Origin of the sequence: Rhizobium sp. NLR8a (genome assembly GCF_019685235.1) — a bacterium.
GTDB lineage: Bacteria > Pseudomonadota > Alphaproteobacteria > Rhizobiales > Rhizobiaceae > Rhizobium.
In genome coordinates this window covers 410,682-432,220 of sequence record NZ_JABDWI010000004.1, presented here as the reverse complement: position 1 = coordinate 432,220, position 21,539 = coordinate 410,682, and the positions used below count along the sequence as shown (strand labels likewise).

Below are 21,539 nucleotides of genomic sequence, written 5' to 3'. Positions count from 1 at the left end.
GAAAGAAGCCGTTTTCCCTCGGACAAGACAATGTCTTCATGAGGCGCACCTGTTTCAAGCAAGCTTCGAATGGCAACATGGCAGGTGCCGGGATAGCATCATCGGATCAATCCACCCGTTGTCCGGGAGGACGGATCGTGGGCGCTCGGCAATCGACAGCCATGCGAGAAAATTTCCTTCACGGAGTTGGGTTTTGAACAGCAAAGTTTCGTTCTCTGCGGCATCCAAAGATTACCAGGCAGGCCGCTACACAAAGTCCTTGGCGACGCTCAACCAGCTCATCGATACTCAGCAGGACGCCAAGACCTATGCGCTGCTGGCCAAGAACCTCGTGCAGCTCGGCTTCAAGGCCGATGCCGCGAAAGCCTATGGTCTGGCCGGCAATTGCGAAGGACCAAACGCCTACGAATATCAGAAGCAGGCTGCCAAGCTGCACTACGAAACCGGCAACGAGGACGAAGCGCTGCTGATCGCCATGCGCAACCTCACCAGAGCGCAGGAAGATCCCGAACTCGCCTTCATCATCACCGCGATCTATCTGAAGCGCCAGCAGCGGGATATCATCCGCCCGTTCAAGACGGTTCTGTCGGAAAGCATGAACCCCGATCACATGCGCCTGGCGGCCCTGCTGCTCAGCGACGATCTCAACGACGCAACCAACCAGACGCTTGCCCGCAACATCTTCAAACGCTTCCCGGGCAATCACGCCTTCCGCTTTCTTCACCTCGTTTTTGCCCGGGAATTCAACGATTTCGACGAGGCGGCCAAGCATCAGGCAGTGATCGACGACGCGCTGGCAAAGGGCAATGTCGAGATCCTGCGCAAGGACAACCCGTTCTATCATCTGCACTGGTGCGGCAACGAAGATTTCAACCGGTATGCGACGATCGGCACGGCCCCGCTTAACCAGGAACGCATCGCTTTCCGCCGCAACCAGCCGCACACATGGTCGAACAAGATCCGCATCGGCTACATGTCATCGGACTTCTGGGATCGCCACGCGACGATGAAGCTGCTGCAGCGCATTCTCGAATTGCACGACAGGGACAGGTTCGAGGTGACGCTCTTCTGCCATACAGGTCCCGAATACCTGAAGCATAACGTCACCGACCGCAGCCGCTGGGGCAGGATCGTCGACATTCACGGCTTCTCCGACCAGGCCGTGCTGGAAATCGTACGCGAGCACAATATCGACATCATGGTCGATCTCAAGGGTCATACGTCGGGCAGCCGCGCGTCAGCCTTCAACCTGCCGCTCGCACCTGTTCATGTCGGATGGCTCGGTTTTCCCGGCAGCACCGTCAACATCGATCTCGACTACGTCATCGGCGACCATTCGGTGCTGCCCGACTTGGCCAAGCCATTCTTCCATGAGAAATTCTGCCGGCTTCCGGAGAGCTACCAGCCGAATGATCCGATGCATCGCCCGAAGCCGCGTCCGGTCACCCGCGAGCAGCTCGGCCTGCCGGAAGAGGCCTTCATCTTCGCCTCCTTCAACGGCAACCGCAAGATTACGCCTGATGTGGTCAACAGCTGGTGCCGGATCCTCAAGCGGGCGCCGAACAGTGTGCTCTGGCTGATGGCCAATTCGCCGCGCAACCAGGCAAACCTGCTGAAGCAGTTCCAGACATCAGGCATTGCGCCCAAGCGCATCATCTTCTGCCCGCGCGCGCCCTACGAAGATCACATCAGCCGCCAGCAGGCAGCCGACCTCGGGATCGACACCTTCCCGGTCAACGGCCATACGACCACCTCGGAGCAGCTCTGGGGCGGCCTGCCGGTTTTGACCGTCAAGGGCACCAACTTCGCCTCACGCGTCAGCGAAAGCCTGCTCAGGGCGATCGATCTGCCCGAGCTCGTCGCAAGCGACCTGCAGGCTTATGAGGACCTTGCCGTCGAACTGGCGCAGAACCCGGGACGGATCGCCGAATACAAGGCACACCTCAAGGAGAGGCGCTATATCGCGCCGCTCTTCGACGCCGAACGCTTCTGCCATCATCTCGAGCAGGCCTATGAAATCATGGCAGAGCGCGCCAAGCAGGGCCTCGCACCCGATCACATGGATATTCCGGCGCTGCCGCCGCGCACGACACCGTTCGCAGCCGAGTGATGTTTTCCGAGACGGAATACCCGCCGAAGCGGTCCTGTTCGCTTCAGCGGGTCTTTACTTCTTTGCGATCAGTTCACGCCCGATGCGTTTAGGCGGCTCTCTGCGCAGAACGACGGCCGTCGTGACCGAGCCATAGCGCGCAATGGCATCGACGATGCTTTCAAGGCCGCCCGGCGTAGGAACAATGACTTTCAGGTGAAAACAATCCTCTCCTGTCAGCCTTAGAACCTCGATGATCTCAGGCATATCGGAAAATTGCTTCAAGCATGTCTTGATATGCTCGTGCGTGGTGCGCAGGCGAATGACGGCCATCATGCCAAGCCCAACTGCGGCGGGGTCGATGACGGCTCTGTACGCCTCAATGATACCGCGTTCTTCAAGCCGTTTGAGACGCTCCGACGTGGCCGGCTGGGAAAGACCGACCTTCCTTCCGAGCTCGGAGACGCTGATGCGTCCATCATCCTGCAAGACTTCGATGATGGCGATGTCGGTTGGATCAAGATCTGGACTGATATCGGTGCGCTTTGCCATCAACCTTCAATCTATCGGATTATCCGGTGCTTTTCCGATAGATGCCAATTTGGTTCGCAGGTGTAAACCGCCATACTCCCGCTGAAGCGAAGAAGAGGCGAGATATGACCGAATTCATTCATTTGCCGGGCATCGGCAATTCCGGAAACGCTCACTGGCAGAGCCGTTGGGAGAATGCCAATCCGGCCATACGCCGTTTTGCACCGACGAGTTGGGATCAGCCGGATCTTTCCGACTGGATCCAAGCCTTGGAGCAAGCGGTGCGCAGAGCGAAAACACCACCTGTTCTCGTGGCGCATAGCCTCTCCTGCCTGCTTGTAGCACATTGGCATCAGCGGACCTCTTCGCCGATCAAGGGAGCGTTCCTCGCCGCCGTGCCAGACCCTCTTTCTCCGAGCTTTCCTGCGGACGCCGCAGGCTTTGCAGATGTGCCGCAGGTGCAGTTCGGCTTTCGATCGCTGATCGTCGCTAGCACCACCGATCCCTATGGTTCGCTCCCCTACGCCGAAACGCGAGCAAAGCAATGGGGTAGCGAGTTGAAAATCATCGGCGCGGCCGGCCACATCAATGGCCAAAGCGATCTGGTGACTGGCCGGAAGGTCTGGCATTGCTGATGGATTTCGCGAGCCGCGCATAGCATAAACCGCTCGATCGAGGAACCGAAGTTCCTCATCGCCCCAGCCGGTCAGCTGAACGAGCGCACCAGGCTGCCGACGAGCAGATTCCAGCCGTCGATCAGGACGAAGAAGAGAATCTTGAAAGGCAGCGAGATCGAAGTCGGCGGCAGCATCATCATGCCCATCGCCATGGTGATGGTTGCGACGATGAGGTCGATGACGAGGAACGGCAGCACGACGAGAAAGCCGATCTCGAAACCGCGGCGAATCTCCGAAATCATGAAGGCAGGGATCAGCACGCGATAGTCGACCGGATCGGTCGTCTGGATGTTCTGCCCGCGCTCACGCGCCAGATCGACGAAGAGCGCCAAATCCTTGTCGCGGGTATTGGCCGCCATGAAGGTGCGGAAGGGCTCGGCGATACGCTGCACCGCCTCCGTCTCGTTGATCTGGTTGGCAAGCAGTGGCTGAACGCCGTTCTGCCAGGCCTGATCGAAGGTCGGCGACATGACGTAGAAGGTCATGAAGAGCGACAGCGACAGGAGGATCATGTTGGAAGGCGTCGAGGAGAGGCCCATCCCCGAGCGCAGGATCGAGAAGGCGATGACGAAGCGCGGGAAGCTCGTCACCATGATCAGGATGCCGGGCGCGACCGAAAGTACGGTCAGCAGGCCGAAGGTGCGGATGATCCAGGCGGCGACGGAGCCATCGACCGGCACGTTCAACAAGTCGGTCGGCAGCTGCTGTGCCACCGCCAGTTCCGGCACCGCCATCATGGCGGCAAGGAAAACTATGAAACGAATCATTCGATGACAAAGGTCCTGAACATGACCTTCGATACCCGCCCTTGCGAGCGAAGGTCAACACGTTCCTGGATGTCATCCTTGAGATATTGAAAGCCCCGCGGCCCCTCGATCTGCTGAAGGGAAACGGTCCTGACATAGGCGAGGATATCCTGATGAATGTCCTCGGCGACCTTGACGTCGGGCGGCCCGTTGAACAACAGCGCGACTTCTAGTCGGACCCAGTTTTCCGACGGGTAAGCAAGGTTCGATGTAATCGGCTCGAGCTGGACGACGTTGTTGGCCTCGGTCGAGATGCGCGCCAGCCCCTCCTCGGCCTTCTTCTTGGCCTCGGCTTCCTTGGCCTGCTCTGCCTCTTTGGCGCCCTTGATCTGGGGCGCGACGATCGTGCCGACCGCCCAGCCGCCGCCGGCGCCGAGGAGCGTCAGGACGGCAATGCCGATGATCGTCATCAGGCCGGATTTCTTCTTCGATTGACCTGCGCTTACGTCTTCGTCTGCCATCGTCGTTGGGCCTCAAAGCGGCGAGAAAAGATCGACGGCCTGCTGCCCGCGCGGAGGCTGCTGCACTTCCATCAGGCGACCGCGGCCGCCATAGGAGATGCGGGCTTCGGCGATCTTGTCGTAGGAGATCTGGTTGTCGGCGTTGACGTCCTGCGGACGCACGATACCGGCGACGTTCAGGATGCGCAGCTCCTGGTTCAGACGGACTTCTTGCGAGCCAGAGATGACGAGGTTGCCGTTTTCAAGAATACCGGTGACGACGGCCGCAACGAGAAGGGTCAGCTTGTCGGTGCGCTCGATCTTGCCCTTGCCGTCGGTGCTGGTATCCGAACCGTAGGTCAGATCGGTCTTCGATTCCGGGGTCCAGCCGAAGATCTGGGCATTGACGTCCCAGTTCATGCCGCTCGAATTCTTGCGGCTGCGGTTGGTCTCGTTGTCGAAGGAGGCTTTGTCGTTGATCTGGATGTCGACGGTCAGGATGTCGCCGACGTTCAGCGCGCGTGCATCCTTGAAGAGCGCGGCCTGCGAATCGCTCCAGAGCGAATAGCCCTGCGCCACGGCACGCGGCTGCTTCGGATAAAGCGCCATCTGCGGGGTCTGGCCATAGGCAAGTCCACTGCCGATCGGGCTCATGGCGGGCGCACGGCCGATCTCGCTGACTGCCGTCGGGGACTGGCAGCCCGCTAGGAGTGCGAGGGCGGCGACCGCGGCCGGGAAACGCATGTTCATGAAGGATCCTTCGACGTATTGGGATCGGACGCACTGGCGATGATGCCGGCGATGATGGCGGCTTTCTGCGGGTCCATCTCGTTGAGGATGAGGCTCGACTGACGCGGACCGAGCCGCATGATGACGGCCGAGGCCACTTCGACCTTCATGTCCTGCAGCTGGAGCGCCGCCGCATCCGGCTTCATCTTCTTATAGATTTCGGTGAGGCCGGCTTCCGCCTGCTGCAGGAAGTCGTCGCGCCGCTTCAGCCAGTCCTGGTATTCGGCCTTGCGCTTGTCCATCTCCTCCATCCGGGCGTCGATGTCGGCGCGGAGCCTTTCCAGCTCCTGTTTCTGCAGCAGGTAGCGCTGGTCGCGGGCTGGATCGGCGATGTTGGTGCAGAATTGCTTGATCTCGTCCTGAGACGTGATGTCTCCCTCCGGGTGCTCCTGTGCGAAGGCACCCGGGATCGACAGCAGGACGAGGCCGGCTGCCGGCAGCGCCAGGCGGCGCAGCAGCTGCAGCACGGTCATGTCAGGATTCAGGATCGTCATCATTGCAATACAAGCTCCGCCTGCAGGGCGCCCGCCGATTTGATGCCCTGGAGAATGGCGATGATCCCATCCGGTTTCACGCCGATATTGTTGAGACCGGCAACAAGGGTCCTGAGGTCGGGACCGTCGATTATGGCAACGCGCCCGCCGGTCTGCTCAGCCGCGATATCGGTCTGCGGCTGAACGGCAGTCCGCCCGCGCGAGAAGGGTTCGGGCTGGATGATCTGCGGCGTCTCGGTGACCTGAACCGTGAGTGTGCCGTAGCTGACGGCGACCGGCGAGACGCGGACATCGGAGCCGATGACGATCGTTCCAGTGCGCTCGTTGATAACCACCTTGGCCGGCGTATCGGTTTCGACGATGAGGTTTTCGACGTCGGCCATCAGCCGGGTGAGATCGGCCGTGCGCGGTTTCTGGATCACCACTTCCTGCGAATCCTTGGCTTCGGCGACCGGGCCGCCGAAGCGCGCGGAGGCATAGCCATTGACGATGTCGGCAATGCGGATCGCCGTCGAGAAATCGGGATTGCGCAGCTGCAGGACGAGATTGACTGAATCCTTGAAATGCGACGGCAGTTCGCGTTCGATGATCGCGCCGCCGGGTACGCGGCCGGCGGTGGTGACGCCTTCGGTCACCGTCGCCGCCTGGCCCTGCGCCTGAAAGCCGGAGACGATAACAGAGCCCTGGGCGACAGCATAGATCTGGCCGTCGGCACCGGAAAGCGAGGTCATGACGAGCGTGCCGCCGCGCAGCGAGGTCGCATCGCCGAGCGAGCTCACCGTAACATCGAGACGGCTGCCGGGGCTTGCGAAGGGCGGCAGGTTGGCGGTGACCATCACGGCCGCGGTGTTCTTCGCGTTGGACTGGCCGCCCTGTGTCGAGATGCCGAGATTCTGGAGCATTGCCCGCATCGACTGCTCGGTGAAGGGCGAGGAACGGAAGCCGTCGCCGGTTCCCTGCAGGCCGACGATCAGACCGTAGCCGATCAGCTGGTTATCGCGGCCGGCCTGAAGCGAGGCGATATCCTTGATGCGTGACGTCAGCGCCCAGGCGGGCGCCACGTCGGCCAAACTCATGGCGACAACCGCAGCAAAGGCGACGATACGGAAGAACAATTTCATTTCGCCCTCACATGGATCGTGCCGTCCGCAAGCACCGTGCCGCTGACGATGACGCCGGAATCCATATTACGTGCACGGACCACCTGCCCCGTCGCGCCGTCTTCGAGCGGCGTGCCGGCAGCGGAGATCGTCATTGCGCCGAGAGAGAAGACCAGGCGGATCGAAGAGCCGCGCGTCACCGTATAGGGCTCGCGCAGGGCTGAAACCGAGATTGTGCGCCCCGGTAGCAGCGTGCGTTTGGAAACCAGACCTTCGACCTGCGAAATCGATTTGGCATAATCGCCGGCGAGGTTGGGGTTGGTGACCTCAACCTCCTGAAGCTGGCTGCCCGACAATGTGTCGCCGGGGTAGATGATCGTCGTCGGGACGACGGCATAACCCATGCCGGCACCCGCGTCCGCAGGCAAGACCACGCCCGCGAGTGCGATCGTGGCTGCCGCCACCCATCCTGAGATGCGTCCTGCCCGGCAAAACATCATGTTTCGGCCCTTCCCTTTACTTCAGGTTCTTGCTGACGATGGAGGCCATTTCATCAGCGGTCGTGATCACCTTGGAATTCATTTCGTACGCACGCTGAGCCGATATCAGCTCGGTGATTTCCTTCACCGGGTCGACGTTCGAGGATTCCAGATAACCCTGCTTCATATAGGCAAAGCCTTCCTCGTCGGGGTTGCCGACGACCGCATCGCCCGAGGCCGGCGTTTCCTGGAAGAGATTGTCGCCGATCGGCTGAAGACCCGCTTCGTTGACGAAGTCGGCAAGCGTCAGCTGTCCAAGAACAGTCGGATCGGTCTGACCCGGCAGCTTCGCCGAGACCTCGCCGGAGCGGCTGATGGTCAGTTCGGTCGAACCCTGAGGGATGGTGATCCCAGGCAGGACTTCATAGCCGTCGATGGTGACGAGCTGGCCCTGGTCATTCTTGTTGAAAGCGCCAGCGCGGGTATAGAGCGTCGTGCCATCGGTCGACTGAATCTGAAAGAAGCCCTTGCCGATCAGCGCCACGTCGAGGTCGTTGCCAGTCTGTGTCAGTTCGCCCTGGAGATGCAGATTGCGGACCGCGGAGGTCTGGACGCCGAGGCCGATATTTGCGCCTTCAGGAACGACGGCCTGATTGGCCCGGTTGGCGACGCCCTTGGCGCGTTCGGTCTGGTAGAGAAGGTCGGTGAACTCGGCGCGGGCCCGCTTAAAGCCCGTCGTGTTGATGTTCGCAATGTTGTTGGCGATGACTTCCAGATTGGTCTGCTGGGCATCCATGCCCGTTGCTGCGATGGCGAGCGCTCTCATGTATTCGTCCTCAAATCAGTTACATCTGCATCTTGGTGACTTCGAGAAAGGCCGAAACGACCTTGTCGCGGATGGCAATCGCGGTCTGCAGCGTCTGCTCGGCCTGGAGCATGGAATCAACGACTTCACGGGTCGTCGCCGTGCCCTTGATGCCGGCGAAGGACATGTTTTCGGCACCCTTCAGGCTGTTGACGGCGTCGGTCGCCATGCCGCCCAGGACCGAGGCGAAGCTCAGGCCATTGGCCGCACCGGCGGTGCCCGGCATGGTCGTTGCGGAGGACGAGGCGGAATTTTCGGTGTCGACGGCGCCGAGCGCGCGGGACATCGAAAGATTGCTGACATTCTGGACGCTGCTGATCATTGATTATTGGCTCTTCAGAAGATCGATCGTGGACGAGATGAGGTCGCGGGTCTGCTTGATGGTCTGCAGATTGGCGTCATAGGAGCGATTGGCTTCACGCATGTCAGCCATCTCGACGAGGATGTTGACGTTCGGCAATTTGACGACGCCCTTGGCGTCCGCCGCCGGATTGCTGGGGTCGAACTCGGTGCTGAAATCGCCTTCGTCGACGCCGACCTTCTTGACGTTGACTGTCTCGACGCCGCTGGTGCGGTCCATCTGCTGGCCGAAGGTGATCGTCTTGCGGCGATAGGGGTCGGCGCCCGGCGTGTCACCGGTCGAGCGGGCGTTGGCAATGTTTTCCGAGACGATGCGCAGGCGCGTCGATTGCGCCTCGAGCCCCGAACCGGCGATTTTCATAGCTGCGGAAAGCGGATCCATGACAATTACTTCCTGACCGTCATCAACATCATGCGGTTGAAGGAGCTGACCAGCGAGGTGTTCAGATCGTACTGGCGCTTGATGTCACCCGACTTGGAAAGCTCTTCGGCCAAACCGACGGTGTTGCCGGATTCCTGAATGCCGATCTCCTGGTCGAGGGCTGCTTCCTTGACGTCGATATCGCCGCTGTCGCTGAAATCGTTGCCGCTGAAGTGCGCCGGATTGGTGCGCGCCATGGTGATGTCGGATCTGTCCAGCACGGCATCGAAGGGCGTGACGTCCTTGGCGCGGAATTTCGGAGTATTGGCATTCGCGATGTTGCCGGCAACAACCTGCTGACGGATCGTCAGCCATTCCGCCTGTCGCGAAGCCAAGTCGAAAAGTTGGATCGGTTGCATGAGAACTCTCCGTTTTTACTATCCGGAACCTAGAGCGGTAATCTTGCGTGGGACTTACGGGAATTCGGCCTTCGAGGCCTCGCCGAAAACCGCAATAGAAAAGGGCCCCTGCCGGTTCGCGGCGGAGCCCCTCTTGTCTTCAGCCGTTGCGAAGGGATTCAGTCGTTCTTGTAGATATCGCCCTTGGAGGTGATGATGACCCACTTGCCCTCGCGCTGCTCGATCATCGCCAGGCGGCTTTCGTCGGGCAGGACCGAGCCGATGCGCACCACATACATGCCCGAGGGATCCTCGATCAGCGCCCGGCCGTTGGACACGTGGAGAAGGCGGAAGGAAGACTTGCCCGGGAAAGGCTGGTCTTCCAGCATCACGCCGCCGTCACGCTGCTTGCCGAGATCGGAGACCGTCGCCGTCGTCAGCGGATCGATCGGCGGAGCCTTCTTGGCTGCCTCGTTCTTGTTGACCATGGCCAGCGGTGAGACGCTGAAGACGTTGCGGGCGGGCCAATCCGGCAGTTCGCGCGAATTGCTGCTGGTGGCGACGTTGATGCCGAACTTGTCCGCATTGAAGAAGACATACCAGGGGAAAAAGGCGGAGGCGCCGGCAAGCGCCAGGCCGGCGAAGGTGAGAAACCGATCCAGAGTGGCGGTCTTTTTGCGCTGCTTCAGGGAAGCGATGCGTTCATCATCAAAATCAGCCACTTTTATCTCCTCTGCATGGGTGCGCCCTGATTGCCCATGCCGGCAGCAGCCTTGAGCGCGCCGGCGAGATCGGCAAAAGCGTCAACCGAGTCGCGATCGCCCGGAGACTGTTTCAGGACGTCGTAAATGATAGGGACCTGCTTGACCGCCATGTCGAGATCAGGATCGGCCCCCTGGCGATAACCGCCAATCAGGCGCAGGTCCCTCGTTTCCTCAAAGCGGTGGATCAATACCTTCAAGCGCGACACCAGCTTTTCCTGATCCGGAGTCCAGGCCTTGCGGGCAAGACGCGAGATCGAGGCGAGCGGATCGATCGGAGGATAGCGCCCTTCTTCGGCGAGACTGCGCTGCAAGACGATATGGCCGTCGAGAATGCCGCGCGTCGAATCGGCGATCGGGTCGTTGTGGTTGTCGCCATCAACGAGGATCGAGATAATGGCGGTGATCGTGCCGGCGCCTTCGGGGCCAGGACCGGCGCGTTCGAGCAGGCGCGGCAATTCGGTGAAGACAGAGGCAGGATAACCGCGGGCGATCGGCGGTTCGCCGGAGGCGGTCGCCACCTCGCGGATCGCATGGGCAAAACGCGTGACGCTGTCGACGATGAAGAGCACGTTTTCGCCCTTGTCGCGGAAATGCTCGGCGATGGTGACCGCCGTCAGCGGCGCCATCTTGCGCAGCATCGGGCTTTCGTCGCTGGTCGCGACGACGGCAATCGCCTTCTTCATATTGCTGCCGAGCGTATCCTCGATGAATTCGCGCACCTCGCGGCCGCGTTCGCCGACGAGCGCGATGACCACCTTGTCGAAGGCATCGGCGCGGGCAAGCATGGACAGAAGCGTCGACTTGCCGACGCCGGAGCCGGCAAAGATGCCGAGACGCTGGCCGAGGCAGAGCGGCGAAAAGATGTCGATCGCGCGCACGCCGGTCTTGAAGCCGGTCGCCACGCGCTGGCGCGTCATCGAGGGTGGCGCAGCGTTGGAAATCGAGCGGCGATCGAGCCCTTGGCCGATCGGACCCAGCCCGTCGATCGGCTCACACAGCGAATTGATCGTGCGCCCGCACCAGCTGTCGGATGGCGAAATTCGGAAGGCGCCTTTGCGAATGACCGTGTCATGGATGCCGATCGGCTCGCCCGGTTCGATCGGGCAGACATAGATCAGGTCCGGCTCGACACGAACGACCTCGCCGAGATGGATGCCAGTCGCCGATTTATGCGCTACGAATTCACCGAGACGAACATGACGGGAGAGACCGCGAACCGTATAGTGGCCGGCAGCGATGGTCTGGACGCGACCGCCATGAGCGACGGCGAATTCCGGCGATGCGTATCGGTCGACGAGACCCGCCAGATGCGCGAGCTTCGGAGAAAGGCCGTCTTCGGACAGTAGCGTCGTGCTCATTGCTTAGCGGCTGCCCCCAAGCGTCTGGACGGCCTGCTTGAACGAATCCTCGCTGTCGCGCATCAGCGAGGAAATGCTTTCGAAGGCACGGTTGACTTCGATCAGCTGAGTGATCTCGCGCATGGCGTTGACGTTGGAATTTTCCAGATAACCCTGCTCGACACCGACATTGAAGCGGTCGACGACGGCGCGCGGCTGGTCGGTGGTCAGGATGCCGCTGTTTTCGTAGCGCAGGTAACCCTTGCCGATATCGGCCTCGAACAGGCCCAGCGAACCGACCTGGCGGTCGCCTTGATAGATGATGCCGTCGGTACCGACAGCAGGCTCGCCGCCCTTCGTGTCGAGCTGGATCGGTGCGCCGCCGGCATCGAGAACCGGATATCCGCGGATCGAAACGAGTTCGCCGGTATCCCTGAGCGTAAAGCGGCCGTCCCTCGTGAGGACGCGGCCGGCCGGTGTGTCGAGGGCAAACCAGGCATCGCCCTTGACGGCGAAATCAAGCATGTTGCCGGTGTGCTGCAACTCGCCGTTCTGCTCGTTCAGGTAGTCGTTGCCCTGGGAAACGAAGGCGACCTTGGTGTTCAGCTTGTTCTTGGTGGCCGCCACCATCTCGTCGAACTTCACCTCGGTGGCGCGAAAACCGGTGGTGTTCACGTTCGCCATGTTGTCGGCGATGGTGTTCAAGCGCTTTTCAAGCGCCATCTGCGACGACAGAGAAACGTAAAGACCGGATTGCATGTCTGTAAGCTCCAAGCATTGGCGATGAACGGGACGAAAAGCCGGGCGTCGTCTGATCTGGTTCGGCCGGGATTTCGCTGAGGCGGCATCTCAGAAACGGGCGCGAGCGCCCATTCGTCTCCTTTAGATTGGCGGCAGATGCTTGCGCGAAGCTGGCACGTGGAAATGCCTGGGACCGACCCTTTCATCAGCCTCACGCAAGGCAGAAACCCTATCCGTCTCGAAGAAAAGCAACGTTCAGATTGGGCTGACGATGAACATCATTATCGGATTTATTGTTGTCTGCGGCTGCATCGTCGGCAGCTTCATGGCGATGGGCGGCGAAGTGGATGCGCTGTTCCAGCCCTTCGAATTTCTCATCATCGGCGGCGCCGGTCTCGGCAGCTTCATCATGGCGAACCCGATGAAGGTGGTGAAGGATTCCGGTAAGGCGCTTGCAGAGGCCTTCAAGCACGCCGTACCGAAGGAGCGCAATTATCTCGATACGCTCGGCGTGCTCTACTCGCTGATGCGGGACCTGCGCACCAAGTCGCGAAACGAAATCGAAGCCCATATCGACAATCCTGCCGAATCGACGATCTTCCAGCAGGCTCCGACGGTTCTGAAGAACAAGGAACTGACGGCCTTCATCTGCGATTATGTGCGCCTGATCATTATCGGCAACGCCCGTAGCCACGAAATCGAGGCGCTGATGGACGAAGAGCTCAACACCATCATGCACGACAAGATGAAGCCCTATCACGCGATCCAGATCATGGGCGATTCCTTCCCGGCGATCGGTATCGTTGCGGCCGTTCTCGGCGTCATCAAGGCGATGGCCCACATCAACGATTCGCCCGAGGTGCTTGGCCATCTGATCGGTTCGGCGCTCGTCGGCACCTTCCTCGGCATTCTCCTATCCTATTGCGTCTGCTCGCCGCTGGTTTCCCAGATCAAGGTCGTCCGCAACAAGCAGCATCGCCTCTATGTCATCGTCAAGCAGACGCTGCTTGCCTATATGAACGGTTCGGTGCCGCAGGTCGCTCTCGAATACGGCCGCAAGACGATCTCGGCCTACGAACGTCCTTCCATCGATGCGGTCGAACAGGAAATGATGAACCCAGGCGGCGAAAACAAGGCGGCTTAAATGACCATGAGCGATGCTTCGCATGACAAACCGGCAATGGATCCCGCCCTTCTCGCCAAGCTGACCGGCGGGCTCGGAGACAGAGGCAGGGTCGCCAAGATCTGCAGCGCCTTCGGGGAGGTCTACAGCGAGTTCTTTCCCGACGTCATCAAAAGCGAGACCGGCCTCGACGTGACCGTCAGCTATCTCGGCTGCGAGATCGGCTACAAGAACCACCTGGTTGACGACCTCAGCCACAACGTCACGCTCGTCGACGCGACGCTGCGCAACTGGTCTCAGAATGTCACGCTTGCCTGCGGCAACGGTTTCGTCATCACGCTGATGGAACACCTGCTCGGCGCCACCGCCGATACGATCGAGGAGCCGGCCGAGCGGCTGCTCTCGGTCATCGAACTCGATCTGGCGGTCATGGTCTTCGACAAGATAGCCAAGGTGCTGCGCTCGGCGGTCAATGCACCTGGCGGTTTCGAGCCCAGTCTTTCGGCCCCGCACGCCCATGACGCCAGCCCCCGGCCGGCGGAGGACAAGCCGGACGAATTTGCCGCCGCCATCAACATGTCGATCACGCTCGCCGGCATTGTTTCGGAATTCGCACTGATCATTCCGCAGACGGCGCTGCTCAAAACCAAGGTGACGCCGCCGAAGCCGAAGCGCCAGACTGGCGGCAATTCGCCGGAATGGGCCGAACAGCTTGGCGATCAGGTCCGCCGCTCGCATGTCACGCTCGAGGCCAGGATCCGGCTACAGGACCTGACGCTGCGCACCATATCGAAGCTGATGGTCGGCGACGTCATCCCGTTCCGCGACGGCGGCGACGTCCGCGTCGAGGTCAGCGCCAACAGCAAGGAATTGTATATATGCGAGTTCGGGCGTTCTGGCGAAAACTACATGGTCCGCGTCAAGGATACGATGAACTCGGATGACGAACTCATCCGTCATTTAATGAATTGATCGGTTCTCTGGCTTCCGGGCTGCAAAGGCAGTTTGAGGCAAGTTTCAACTGGAATAGTGATTTCATGGCAACGAAGAAAACACAGCAGAACAGTGACCTCTCCCTGGATATGCCGGGCAGCGAGGCCGATCTCGACCAAGCGATCGACGATCTGCGCGGCGTGCTGAAGAAGGATGCCGATAGCGACCTGTCGCAGTTTGGCGCCGAACTGGAGAATGATGGCTTCGCGGCAGGAACGGATCTGACCGCCTTCGGCGGCGAGATTTCGGATTCCCCTTTCGGCGGCGATGATTTCGGCGGCGATTTCGGCGCCGGCAATGCCAGCCCGGCTGCAGGCATGGATTTCGGCGGCAGCTCTTCGTTCGAGGCGTCATCGGCGCCGCTCGGCAGCGCGCTGACCTCGAATTTCGAGCTGATCATGGACATTCCGATCGATGTCCAGATCATGCTCGGCACCAGCCGGATGCAGGTCTCCAGTCTGATGAATCTCAATGAAGGAGCGACGATCGCCCTCGACAAGAAAATCGGCGAACCCGTTGAGATCATGGTGAACGGCCGCAGGATTGCACGCGGCGAGATTACGGTTCTTGATAACGACGACACCCGGTTCGGCGTGAAGCTGATAGAAGTTTTGAGTACGAAAAAAGCCTGATCCCTGTGGGGACGGAGAGGTTAGACCATGATGGACTTTGACGATTTCGGCGGCGCGCTAGCCGGGAAACCGTTGACCCAGGCTGAAAAGGCGGCGGCGGTCCTTCTCGCCATGGGAAAGGGTGTCGCCGGCCGGCTGTTGAAATATTTCACTCAGGCCGAGCTGCAGACCATTATCGCATCGGCCCAGTCACTGCGCGCCATTCCGCCGGACGAACTCCTGTCGCTCGTCTCCGAGTTCGAGGACCTCTTCACCGAGGGCGCTGGACTGATGGACAATGCCAAAGCGATCGAGGCCATTCTGGAAGAAGGCCTGACCCCCGACGAGGTGGACAGCCTGCTCGGCCGCCGCACGGCATTCCAGGCCTACGAGACCTCGATCTGGGATCGCCTCAGCGAAGCCGAGCCGGCATTCGTCGCACAGTTCCTGCTGCGTGAACATCCGCAAACCGTCGCCTACATCCTTTCGATGATGCCCTCCTCCTTCGGCGCCAAGGTGCTGCTGCAGCTTCCCGACAACCGCCGCGCCGACATCATGAACCGGACGGTCAATATGAAGGCCGTCAGCCCGAAGGCGGCGCAGATCATCGAGAACCAGGTGATGACGCTGCTTGCCGAAATCGAGGCAGAGCGCAACGCTGCCGGCTCGACGAAGGTCGCCGATCTCATGAACGAGCTCGACAAGCCGCAGGTCGACACGCTGCTCACCTCGCTCGAATCGATCAGTCGCGAGGCGGTCAACAAGGTTCGGCCGAAGATCTTCCTCTTCGAGGACCTCATGTACATGCCGCAGCGCAGCCGCGTCCTGCTGCTCAACGATATTTCGACCGACGTGCTCACCGTCTCCTTGCGCGGCTCGCCGGCCGAGATCCGCGAATCGGTTCTGTCCGCCATCAGTCCGCGCCAGCGCCGCATGATCGAATCGGATCTGCAGAGCGGCATGGGCGGCGTCAATCCGCGTGAGATCGCCATTGCGCGCCGCGCCGTGGCACAGGAAGCGATTCGCCTGGCCAACTCAGGCCAGATCGAGCTCAAGGAGAAGGAAGGCGAGGCCTCGGCCGCCGCCTGACCCTCTGAGACTGTTGACAAATCCGGCCGGCAAGCAGGCCGCTGTTGATCGCCGCGCCGCGGGCGACTACCTTTCATCGATCGGCCGCACTCTATGGCGTGTCGCAGAGCACATGGCTCCTGCGCCGCGCCTTGGGTTTTTGTTTTGACGCATCTCGTCATCCCAGAATCGCTGCCCTGTTCGGGGTGGCATGCATTCGCTGCGGCCTGTTTCTTTGACGGAGGGCCGCGACTTGGCCGATGATGACAAGGACAGCAAAACAGAAGCCCCGACCGCGAAAAAGCAAACCGACGCCGCGGAGAAAGGCAATGTGCCGTTTTCGCGCGAGCTGTCGATCTTCGCGACCATCCTCGCCACTTTCATCTATCTGGTGTTCTTCCTTCCCGATAGCGTCGGCCGCATGGGCGAAACGCTGCGCGACATTTTCGAGCAGCCCGACCAATGGAAAATCGAGACGGGACCGGACATTCTGGCGCTCTTCGTCCGGCTCGGCTGGGCGAGCGCGGCGCTGCTGGCACCCGCCCTCATCCTGTTCATGGTCTTCGGCATCGCCTCCTCGATCTTCCAGAACCTGCCGACGCCTGTGCTCGAACGCATCAGGCCTCAGGCCTCACGCATCTCTCCGGTCAAGGGCTGGTCACGGCTCTTCAGCCTGCCCGGCCTCGTCGAGTTCGGAAAGTCGCTGTTCAAGGTCGTCGTCGTCGGGGTCGTCCTGTTTTTTGTGCTCAGGAGCGAATATTTCAGCTCAATCGACGCCATGTTCTCCGATCCGCAGACAATCCTCGTGCGGATGATGACGGCGATGCGCAAGATCATCATCGTCATGCTGATCGCCACCGCGATCGTGGCGATCGCCGATCTTTTCTGGACGCGCCATCACTGGTTCACCGAGCTCAAGATGACGCGCCATGAGGTGAAGGAAGAAAACAAGCAGGCGCAGGGCGACCCCTTTGTCAAAAGCCGGCAGCGCTCGCTGATGCGCGACCGCGCGCGCCGGCGCATGATCGCCAACGTGCACCGCGCCACGCTTGTCATCGCTAACCCGACGCACTATGCCGTAGCGCTGCGCTATGCGCGTGAAGAGAACGACGCGCCTGTGGTTCTGGCAAAGGGCCAGGACCTGATTGCACTCAAAATCAGAGAGATCGCCGAGCAGAACGGCATCCCGGTGTTCGAGGATCCGCCGCTCGCGCGCTCCATGTTTGCGCAAGTCTCGATCGATAGTGTCATACCGTCAGTCTTCTATAAGGCCGTTGCGGAGCTCATACACAGGGTCTACGCCGCAGACGCCAAGAACAAACGGGTAAGATAAGCCGAATGAAAAAATGCCCTCACTCTGCCCAGCGTGAAAAGATCCTCGCAGACGCGATCAGCCCCGTCGCCACCGAACTGCGCCTTCTGGATGCCTCTGACCTCATTTCACTGCTGCGCTTCGAGTATTACGGCAATCTGGCCGATCTCGTCGCTTCGGCGGCGGAGCTTTTCTTTCATCCGGGCACGGTCAATTTCGGCCTCGGTGGAAACTATACGCTGGAATGGGGCGGCAAGCCCGAAGTCGTTCTTGACTTGGAAATCAAGCCGCGGGGCGTCACCGTCTACGCCCAGCTCACCCTTGCCGACAATCATGCCGGCATCGAAATCAACCACATCGCCTTCGAGGACCCCTCCTCCGACCCCGACGAGAACACTACCTTTCTGGAAAAGAGCCTTCAGCAGTCTCGCTACAGCGTGAAACCGCCGCGCGCGCTCGCCAGCTGATTTGCCCCCAGGACAATCCAGCCTCGCTTTCGCGCCGCCTTTCATGAAGGCGGCAGGAACCGGTTCAGCTGATGTAGCCGAGCCGGATCGCCTTGGCGATCGCCTGGATGCGGTTGACGGAATCGAGCTTGATGGTCGCCGAGCCGAGATAGGCATTGACCGTGTGCACGGACAGGCCGAGTTTTTCGGCGATCTCTTCGCTGATACGGCCATCGCCGGCGAGCTGGAGACAGGCGATTTCGCGTTCGCTCAGCGCTTCGGCGGCGGCCGAGCGGCGTTCGTCGAGAGAGAGCAGATCCATCATCACGTGGCAGCAGCGGCCGTGCAGCTCGACGATCGTGTCGCTTGGAGGATCGATATCATCGCCGGTGAAAAGGATGAAGCCGTTGCCGAGGGCGCCGAGCCGCACCGGGAAGGCAAGGCCGGAGAAAGGCAGAATTCCATCCTTCAGGCGTGTCATGAAGGGCGCGAAATCCGCCGGACCGGGGGCCGCTCGGTCGTGAGCGCCGGCCCATGAAAGCGGCAGCAGCGACTTTTCGATATGGTCAAGAAGAATATCGCCATAAGCATCCGTGAAGGCCTTGGCAAAACCGGTATTCGAAGGCCCCCAGTTCTCGAGCTCACAGACTAGGCGCTGCTTTGCCGGCAATCCCGAGCCGCTGACACGGTAGATCGCGAAGCCTTGAGCGTCGGCGAGCTTCTGCATCGCGACCAGCCGCGGAAAAAGATCCGAACGGCTGGAAATCCTGTTCACCCGCACCACGCGCAGCGGATCGGCGCCGTTCATCGCCCTGCTTGATGGATGTGCCATGGATTCCCCTATACGAGATTGTTGCGGACCGCGAAGGCAATGGCCTCCGACCGGGTCTTGGTCGCCGTCTTGCGCATCACGCTGGTGATGTAATTGTTGATGGTATTGCGGGATATTCCGAGAATCATCGCGATCTCATCGCTGGTCTTGCCCTCGGCGATCCAGAACAGGCATTCCAGCTCGCGGTCGGTCAGTTCGAAATCGCGGTCGACCTTTGCGCCCCCGCAGCGAAGGAAGCTCGCGACGTAGCCGGCAAGCAGTCCCACATCCCGCAGGCGCTCCGGCGACAGGATGAAGCCTTCGCCGAACAGGAACATCAAGGCGAGCCGCGAGCGGCCGACATTGAAGGTCAATGAGCAATATTGGCGGCTGGCGCCATCAGGCACATCGGCGTCATCGGGCAGAAGAGCGAAGTTCGGCTGGAAAACCTGCATGCATTTTTCCAGCTCGGTCGAACGGGCATAGGTGCTGACCAGATCGTTGGCGATATCCTTAACCAGATCGAACGGCCAGTCCGACGAAACGATGAAATCGAGACCGCTTTCCTGGATGAGATCACAGCGCGCCAGAAGATAGTGCGACGCACCCACATAGTCCGTCAGCGCGCGCAGACCGGACTGCAACCTCCCAGTGTCGGCGACACCGTGCAGGCGCCGAATCAGCTCGTCGCGCGGCAAGAGAGCCGGCGCCACCACGCTCGCGAAATTCGCCATTTGCCTCTCGCCTTTGCTCGCCTGAAATATCGTCATATCCATTGGCAATTTCCTGCGGCTGAGGAACGATCAAACTCGGTGCAACAGCGATTTTTTTGTGAAGGATTCAATTCAAGCCCCGCTCGAATCCCATTTCGAATCACCTAAGGGTAAGCCAGCCGGTGTAAATCACCATCTCCGACTTCTAGGGATTTACTTTCGCTGTCGCTCATGCCGTGATTCGAGGACGACTTGCGCCCCTCAGAATACTGGGAAGGCTAAGATGATTCTGGCTGTACCGCAACTTCATTCGCGTTTTACGCGAGTGATCTTCAACAGTATTATTCAAATCCTTCACGCGGCCGTTTCTATTCCCGTTCGACAGCCGGAGCCGAATACAAACCGGGGAGCTGTCGGCTCCCCCGCGGAGGACCGATAACAATCCTGCTCCGGCAGTGAAAAGCCTGATACAGACATGAAAAGGGCCGGTTGCCCGGCCTCTTTCTTATGCTGCGTCGTCGATCGCCCACTTCCTGAGAATTTTGGCGGCGCGCTCCTCGTTGATCTCCACCATGCGGGCAAGCTTGCGTTCCGGGCCCTCCTTGACGCGTCGGTTGAAGTTGCCGTCGTCGTCGCCGAGGCTGAGCAGATCCTCGGTGCTGTCGAAGCCGAAATCGGAGCCGAAGCCGTCCATGAGAGCGCCTCCAGGAGCGCCGGCCGCCGGCGCGAAGTCCGGAAGTTCGAGACCGGCCGCTTCTGGCGTGGCGTCGCCAAGCACCGAGCTCGCGCCGTTACCGCTGACGCTGCGTACCAGCGGCCGCAGACCCATCCAGACCACCACGAAGGCGACCGCCACGAAGGCGAGCGAGTTGATGATGCCGGCAAGGTTGCGGCTCAGCATATCCATGACGCGGACACCGCCGGTGGCGTCTTCCAGCAGCTGGTTCTCGAGGAAGTCCATCGCCGTGACGGTGACGACATCGCCACGCTTGGCGTCGATGCCGGCTGCCGAAGCGACAATCTTCTGCATTTCGGCGAGATAGGCGTCGATCTTGGCCTGATCGACGGGCTCGCCGACCATCTTGGCGATGCGGCCCTTGTTGACAACGACGGCGATCGAAAGCTTCTCGACCTGATAGCTGTTGCGGGTCGTCGCCGTCGTCTTGCTGTTGATTTCGTAGTTGGTCTGCTCTTCGCGCTTGTCCGACTTGTCCTGTGATTCCGGACCGCTTGCGCCGCCGGCATCGGGGGCCGCCTGGGGAATGTTCTGTTCGACAGTCGTTGCGTTGTCGGACTGCCTCTGCTGCGACTGCTGGGCTTCCTTCGTCGAGCGAACGGAGCGTTCGACCTTGGATTCGGGATCGTAGACCGTTTCCTGAATCTGCTGAGCATCGGTGTTGAGGTCGGCGGTGACGCTGGAGCGGAAGTTGTCCATGCCGAGGAAGGGCGCCAGCGCCTTGTCGATGTTGGATTCGACTTCCTGCTGAACGTTCTGGACGATGTTGAGCGAGCGGTTCAGCGAGCTGTTGCTCGCCTCGTCGCCGGACGCGAGAAGCTGGCCGGCAGAATCAAGAATCGTGACGTCATCGACATCAAGCCCCGGCACGGCCGAGGCGACGAGGTGACGGATCGAGGTCGCCGCGCCGCGCCCGGTGGCGGCGCTGGCGCGAATCATCACGGAGGCGGTCGGTTTCTGCTCCGCCTTCCGGAAGTTTCCAACCTCGGGCATGACGATATGGACGCGCGCGGCCGTTATGCCCGAGATCGATTGGATGGTGCGTGCGATTTCGCCTTCCAGCGCTCGAACCCGCGTCACCTCCTGCATGAAGGAGGTCAGCCCAAGCGAGCCGACATTGTCGAAGAGTTCATAGCCGGCATTGGCGCTGTTCGGCAGGCCGCGCTCGGCAAGCATCAGGCGGGCCTTGCCCGTCATACCAGCCGGAACGGTGATGCTGGAGCCGTCCGTGCCGACCTGGAAATTGATGTTGGCTTCGGCAAGCGCCATGCTGATCTGGTTGAGATCGGGAGCGTCGAGACCGACATAGAGCGTTTCTTGTGCCGGTTTGTTGACGAAAAGGGCGGCCGCAAGGATGATTGCGATGGAAACGGCGCCGACGCCTCCCAGAATCATCAGGCGTGTCCGGCCCAGGGCGCCAAAGTTCTTAAAAATCTGAACTAATTGATTTAACAGATTCATTCTGTTCTCGCACGATCCGTCAAAGACAAAGCAG

Annotated in this window: 24 protein-coding genes and 1 pseudogene; 8 read left to right on the top strand and 17 right to left on the bottom strand. The window is 60.6% G+C overall.

Going from position 1 to position 21,539, the window contains the following annotated elements; genetic code table 11:
- Positions 1-193 precede the first annotated feature (193 nt).
- The gene (locus tag HJC04_RS10340) at positions 194-2,110 is read left to right on the top strand and encodes a glycosyl transferase (RefSeq protein ID WP_210629199.1); all 1,917 of its coding nucleotides are present in this window, start codon (positions 194-196) and stop codon (positions 2,108-2,110) included.
- A gap of 54 nt (positions 2,111-2,164) precedes the next feature.
- Here HJC04_RS10340 and HJC04_RS10335 read toward each other — a convergent pair whose 3' ends face one another.
- Positions 2,165-2,641: an Lrp/AsnC family transcriptional regulator gene (locus HJC04_RS10335; RefSeq protein ID WP_210629200.1), complete on the bottom strand. Its 477-nt coding sequence runs from the start codon at positions 2,639-2,641 to the stop codon at positions 2,165-2,167.
- A 104-nt stretch (positions 2,642-2,745) separates the two neighbouring features.
- Between HJC04_RS10335 and HJC04_RS10330 the strand changes: the two are divergent.
- Positions 2,746-3,278 (top strand): annotated as a pseudogene (locus tag HJC04_RS10330) (RBBP9/YdeN family alpha/beta hydrolase).
- A 48-nt stretch (positions 3,279-3,326) separates the two neighbouring features.
- Here the strand turns inward: HJC04_RS10330 and fliP are convergent.
- From fliP to flgF, 13 genes are all read right to left on the bottom strand, one after another.
- Positions 3,327-4,064: a flagellar type III secretion system pore protein FliP gene (fliP, locus tag HJC04_RS10325; protein ID WP_221145997.1), complete on the bottom strand. Its 738-nt coding sequence runs from the start codon at positions 4,062-4,064 to the stop codon at positions 3,327-3,329.
- Positions 4,061-4,564 (bottom strand): flagellar basal body-associated FliL family protein, encoded by a 504-nt coding sequence (locus HJC04_RS10320; protein WP_210629202.1) that lies wholly within the window; start codon positions 4,562-4,564, stop codon positions 4,061-4,063. The genes fliP and HJC04_RS10320 overlap by 4 nt, the downstream gene beginning before the upstream one ends.
- A gap of 12 nt (positions 4,565-4,576) precedes the next feature.
- A complete protein-coding gene (gene flgH / locus HJC04_RS10315) occupies positions 4,577-5,293 on the bottom strand; it encodes a flagellar basal body L-ring protein FlgH (RefSeq protein ID WP_210629203.1) in 717 nt (238 codons plus the stop codon).
- Positions 5,290-5,829, bottom strand: a complete 540-nt coding sequence (locus HJC04_RS10310) for a MotE family protein (RefSeq protein ID WP_210629204.1) — start codon at positions 5,827-5,829, stop codon at positions 5,290-5,292. The genes flgH and HJC04_RS10310 overlap by 4 nt, the downstream gene beginning before the upstream one ends.
- Positions 5,826-6,947, bottom strand: coding sequence for a flagellar basal body P-ring protein FlgI (locus tag HJC04_RS10305; RefSeq protein ID WP_210629205.1), 1,122 nt, complete (start codon positions 6,945-6,947; stop codon positions 5,826-5,828). The genes HJC04_RS10310 and HJC04_RS10305 overlap by 4 nt, the downstream gene beginning before the upstream one ends.
- Positions 6,944-7,426: a flagellar basal body P-ring formation chaperone FlgA gene (gene flgA / locus HJC04_RS10300; RefSeq protein ID WP_210629206.1), complete on the bottom strand. Its 483-nt coding sequence runs from the start codon at positions 7,424-7,426 to the stop codon at positions 6,944-6,946. Before flgA ends, HJC04_RS10305 begins: the two co-directional genes overlap by 4 nt.
- 16 nt (positions 7,427-7,442) lie before the next feature.
- On the bottom strand, positions 7,443-8,231 hold the full coding sequence (flgG, locus tag HJC04_RS10295; protein ID WP_210629207.1) for a flagellar basal-body rod protein FlgG: 789 nt from the start codon (positions 8,229-8,231) through the stop codon (positions 7,443-7,445).
- Between the two features lie 19 nt (positions 8,232-8,250).
- On the bottom strand, positions 8,251-8,592 hold the full coding sequence (locus HJC04_RS10290) for a flagellar hook-basal body complex protein FliE (protein ID WP_210629208.1): 342 nt from the start codon (positions 8,590-8,592) through the stop codon (positions 8,251-8,253).
- A 3-nt stretch (positions 8,593-8,595) separates the two neighbouring features.
- Positions 8,596-9,012: a flagellar basal body rod protein FlgC gene (gene flgC / locus HJC04_RS10285; protein ID WP_064693821.1), complete on the bottom strand. Its 417-nt coding sequence runs from the start codon at positions 9,010-9,012 to the stop codon at positions 8,596-8,598.
- Positions 9,013-9,017: 5 nt separating this feature from the next.
- A complete protein-coding gene (gene flgB / locus HJC04_RS10280; RefSeq protein WP_011424023.1) occupies positions 9,018-9,410 on the bottom strand; it encodes a flagellar basal body rod protein FlgB in 393 nt (130 codons plus the stop codon).
- A 158-nt stretch (positions 9,411-9,568) separates the two neighbouring features.
- The gene (locus HJC04_RS10275) at positions 9,569-10,111 is read right to left on the bottom strand and encodes a flagellar protein (RefSeq protein ID WP_210629209.1); all 543 of its coding nucleotides are present in this window, start codon (positions 10,109-10,111) and stop codon (positions 9,569-9,571) included.
- Positions 10,112-10,113: 2 nt separating this feature from the next.
- Entirely contained in the window at positions 10,114-11,511 is a 1,398-nt protein-coding gene (gene fliI / locus HJC04_RS10270; RefSeq protein ID WP_210629210.1) for a flagellar protein export ATPase FliI, read from the bottom strand.
- Positions 11,512-11,514: 3 nt separating this feature from the next.
- Complete coding sequence (gene flgF / locus HJC04_RS10265) at positions 11,515-12,249, bottom strand: flagellar basal-body rod protein FlgF (RefSeq protein ID WP_210629211.1); 735 nt, start codon at positions 12,247-12,249, stop codon at positions 11,515-11,517.
- 253 nt (positions 12,250-12,502) lie between these two features.
- Here flgF and motA point away from each other — a divergent pair, with 253 nt between their 5' ends.
- The 6 genes from motA to HJC04_RS10235 all read left to right on the top strand — a co-directional run bounded on the left by motA (position 12,503) and on the right by HJC04_RS10235 (position 17,805).
- Positions 12,503-13,375 (top strand): flagellar motor stator protein MotA, encoded by an 873-nt coding sequence (gene motA / locus HJC04_RS10260; protein WP_020920386.1) that lies wholly within the window; start codon positions 12,503-12,505, stop codon positions 13,373-13,375.
- Entirely contained in the window at positions 13,376-14,326 is a 951-nt protein-coding gene (locus HJC04_RS10255; RefSeq protein ID WP_221145996.1) for a FliM/FliN family flagellar motor switch protein, read from the top strand.
- Between the two features lie 65 nt (positions 14,327-14,391).
- Positions 14,392-14,979: a flagellar motor switch protein FliN gene (fliN, locus tag HJC04_RS10250; protein WP_210629213.1), complete on the top strand. Its 588-nt coding sequence runs from the start codon at positions 14,392-14,394 to the stop codon at positions 14,977-14,979.
- A gap of 27 nt (positions 14,980-15,006) precedes the next feature.
- On the top strand, positions 15,007-16,047 hold the full coding sequence (gene fliG / locus HJC04_RS10245; protein ID WP_210629214.1) for a flagellar motor switch protein FliG: 1,041 nt from the start codon (positions 15,007-15,009) through the stop codon (positions 16,045-16,047).
- Between the two features lie 232 nt (positions 16,048-16,279).
- A complete protein-coding gene (gene flhB, locus HJC04_RS10240; RefSeq protein WP_210629215.1) occupies positions 16,280-17,359 on the top strand; it encodes a flagellar biosynthesis protein FlhB in 1,080 nt (359 codons plus the stop codon).
- 5 nt (positions 17,360-17,364) lie between these two features.
- On the top strand, positions 17,365-17,805 hold the full coding sequence (locus HJC04_RS10235; RefSeq protein WP_210629216.1) for a hypothetical protein: 441 nt from the start codon (positions 17,365-17,367) through the stop codon (positions 17,803-17,805).
- Between the two features lie 64 nt (positions 17,806-17,869).
- Here HJC04_RS10235 and visR read toward each other — a convergent pair whose 3' ends face one another.
- From visR to fliF, 3 genes are all read right to left on the bottom strand, one after another.
- Positions 17,870-18,616 carry a transcriptional regulator VisR gene (gene visR / locus HJC04_RS10230; protein ID WP_210629217.1) on the bottom strand — a complete coding sequence of 249 codons (747 nt, stop codon included), beginning with the start codon at positions 18,614-18,616 and terminating at the stop codon, positions 17,870-17,872.
- 8 nt (positions 18,617-18,624) lie between these two features.
- Positions 18,625-19,371, bottom strand: coding sequence for a transcriptional regulator VisN (gene visN, locus HJC04_RS10225; RefSeq protein WP_210629218.1), 747 nt, complete (start codon positions 19,369-19,371; stop codon positions 18,625-18,627).
- A gap of 442 nt (positions 19,372-19,813) precedes the next feature.
- Positions 19,814-21,505, bottom strand: a complete 1,692-nt coding sequence (fliF, locus tag HJC04_RS10220; protein ID WP_221122741.1) for a flagellar basal-body MS-ring/collar protein FliF — start codon at positions 21,503-21,505, stop codon at positions 19,814-19,816.
- Between the last annotated feature and the right edge of the window lie 34 nt (positions 21,506-21,539).

Coding starts and splice junctions, on each gene's coding strand:
- fliF (WP_221122741.1), bottom strand. CDS start 21,505: ATGAATCTGTTAAATCAATTAGTTCAGATTTTTAAGAACTTTGGCGCC.
- flgH (WP_210629203.1), bottom strand. CDS start 5,293: ATGAACATGCGTTTCCCGGCCGCGGTCGCCGCCCTCGCACTCCTAGCG.
- flgB (WP_011424023.1), bottom strand. CDS start 9,410: ATGCAACCGATCCAACTTTTCGACTTGGCTTCGCGACAGGCGGAATGG.
- flgA (WP_210629206.1), bottom strand. CDS start 7,426: ATGATGTTTTGCCGGGCAGGACGCATCTCAGGATGGGTGGCGGCAGCC.
- HJC04_RS10305 (WP_210629205.1), bottom strand. CDS start 6,947: ATGAAATTGTTCTTCCGTATCGTCGCCTTTGCTGCGGTTGTCGCCATG.
- HJC04_RS10320 (WP_210629202.1), bottom strand. CDS start 4,564: ATGGCAGACGAAGACGTAAGCGCAGGTCAATCGAAGAAGAAATCCGGC.
- fliP (WP_221145997.1), bottom strand. CDS start 4,064: ATGATTCGTTTCATAGTTTTCCTTGCCGCCATGATGGCGGTGCCGGAA.
- HJC04_RS10335 (WP_210629200.1), bottom strand. CDS start 2,641: ATGGCAAAGCGCACCGATATCAGTCCAGATCTTGATCCAACCGACATC.
- visR (WP_210629217.1), bottom strand. CDS start 18,616: ATGGCACATCCATCAAGCAGGGCGATGAACGGCGCCGATCCGCTGCGC.
- flgF (WP_210629211.1), bottom strand. CDS start 12,249: ATGCAATCCGGTCTTTACGTTTCTCTGTCGTCGCAGATGGCGCTTGAA.
- fliG (WP_210629214.1), top strand. CDS start 15,007: ATGATGGACTTTGACGATTTCGGCGGCGCGCTAGCCGGGAAACCGTTG.
- motA (WP_020920386.1), top strand. CDS start 12,503: ATGAACATCATTATCGGATTTATTGTTGTCTGCGGCTGCATCGTCGGC.
- HJC04_RS10310 (WP_210629204.1), bottom strand. CDS start 5,829: ATGATGACGATCCTGAATCCTGACATGACCGTGCTGCAGCTGCTGCGC.
- flgC (WP_064693821.1), bottom strand. CDS start 9,012: ATGGATCCGCTTTCCGCAGCTATGAAAATCGCCGGTTCGGGGCTCGAG.
- HJC04_RS10255 (WP_221145996.1), top strand. CDS start 13,376: ATGACCATGAGCGATGCTTCGCATGACAAACCGGCAATGGATCCCGCC.
- HJC04_RS10235 (WP_210629216.1), top strand. CDS start 17,365: ATGAAAAAATGCCCTCACTCTGCCCAGCGTGAAAAGATCCTCGCAGAC.
- flgG (WP_210629207.1), bottom strand. CDS start 8,231: ATGAGAGCGCTCGCCATCGCAGCAACGGGCATGGATGCCCAGCAGACC.
- HJC04_RS10290 (WP_210629208.1), bottom strand. CDS start 8,592: ATGATCAGCAGCGTCCAGAATGTCAGCAATCTTTCGATGTCCCGCGCG.
- fliI (WP_210629210.1), bottom strand. CDS start 11,511: ATGAGCACGACGCTACTGTCCGAAGACGGCCTTTCTCCGAAGCTCGCG.
- visN (WP_210629218.1), bottom strand. CDS start 19,371: ATGGATATGACGATATTTCAGGCGAGCAAAGGCGAGAGGCAAATGGCG.
- fliN (WP_210629213.1), top strand. CDS start 14,392: ATGGCAACGAAGAAAACACAGCAGAACAGTGACCTCTCCCTGGATATG.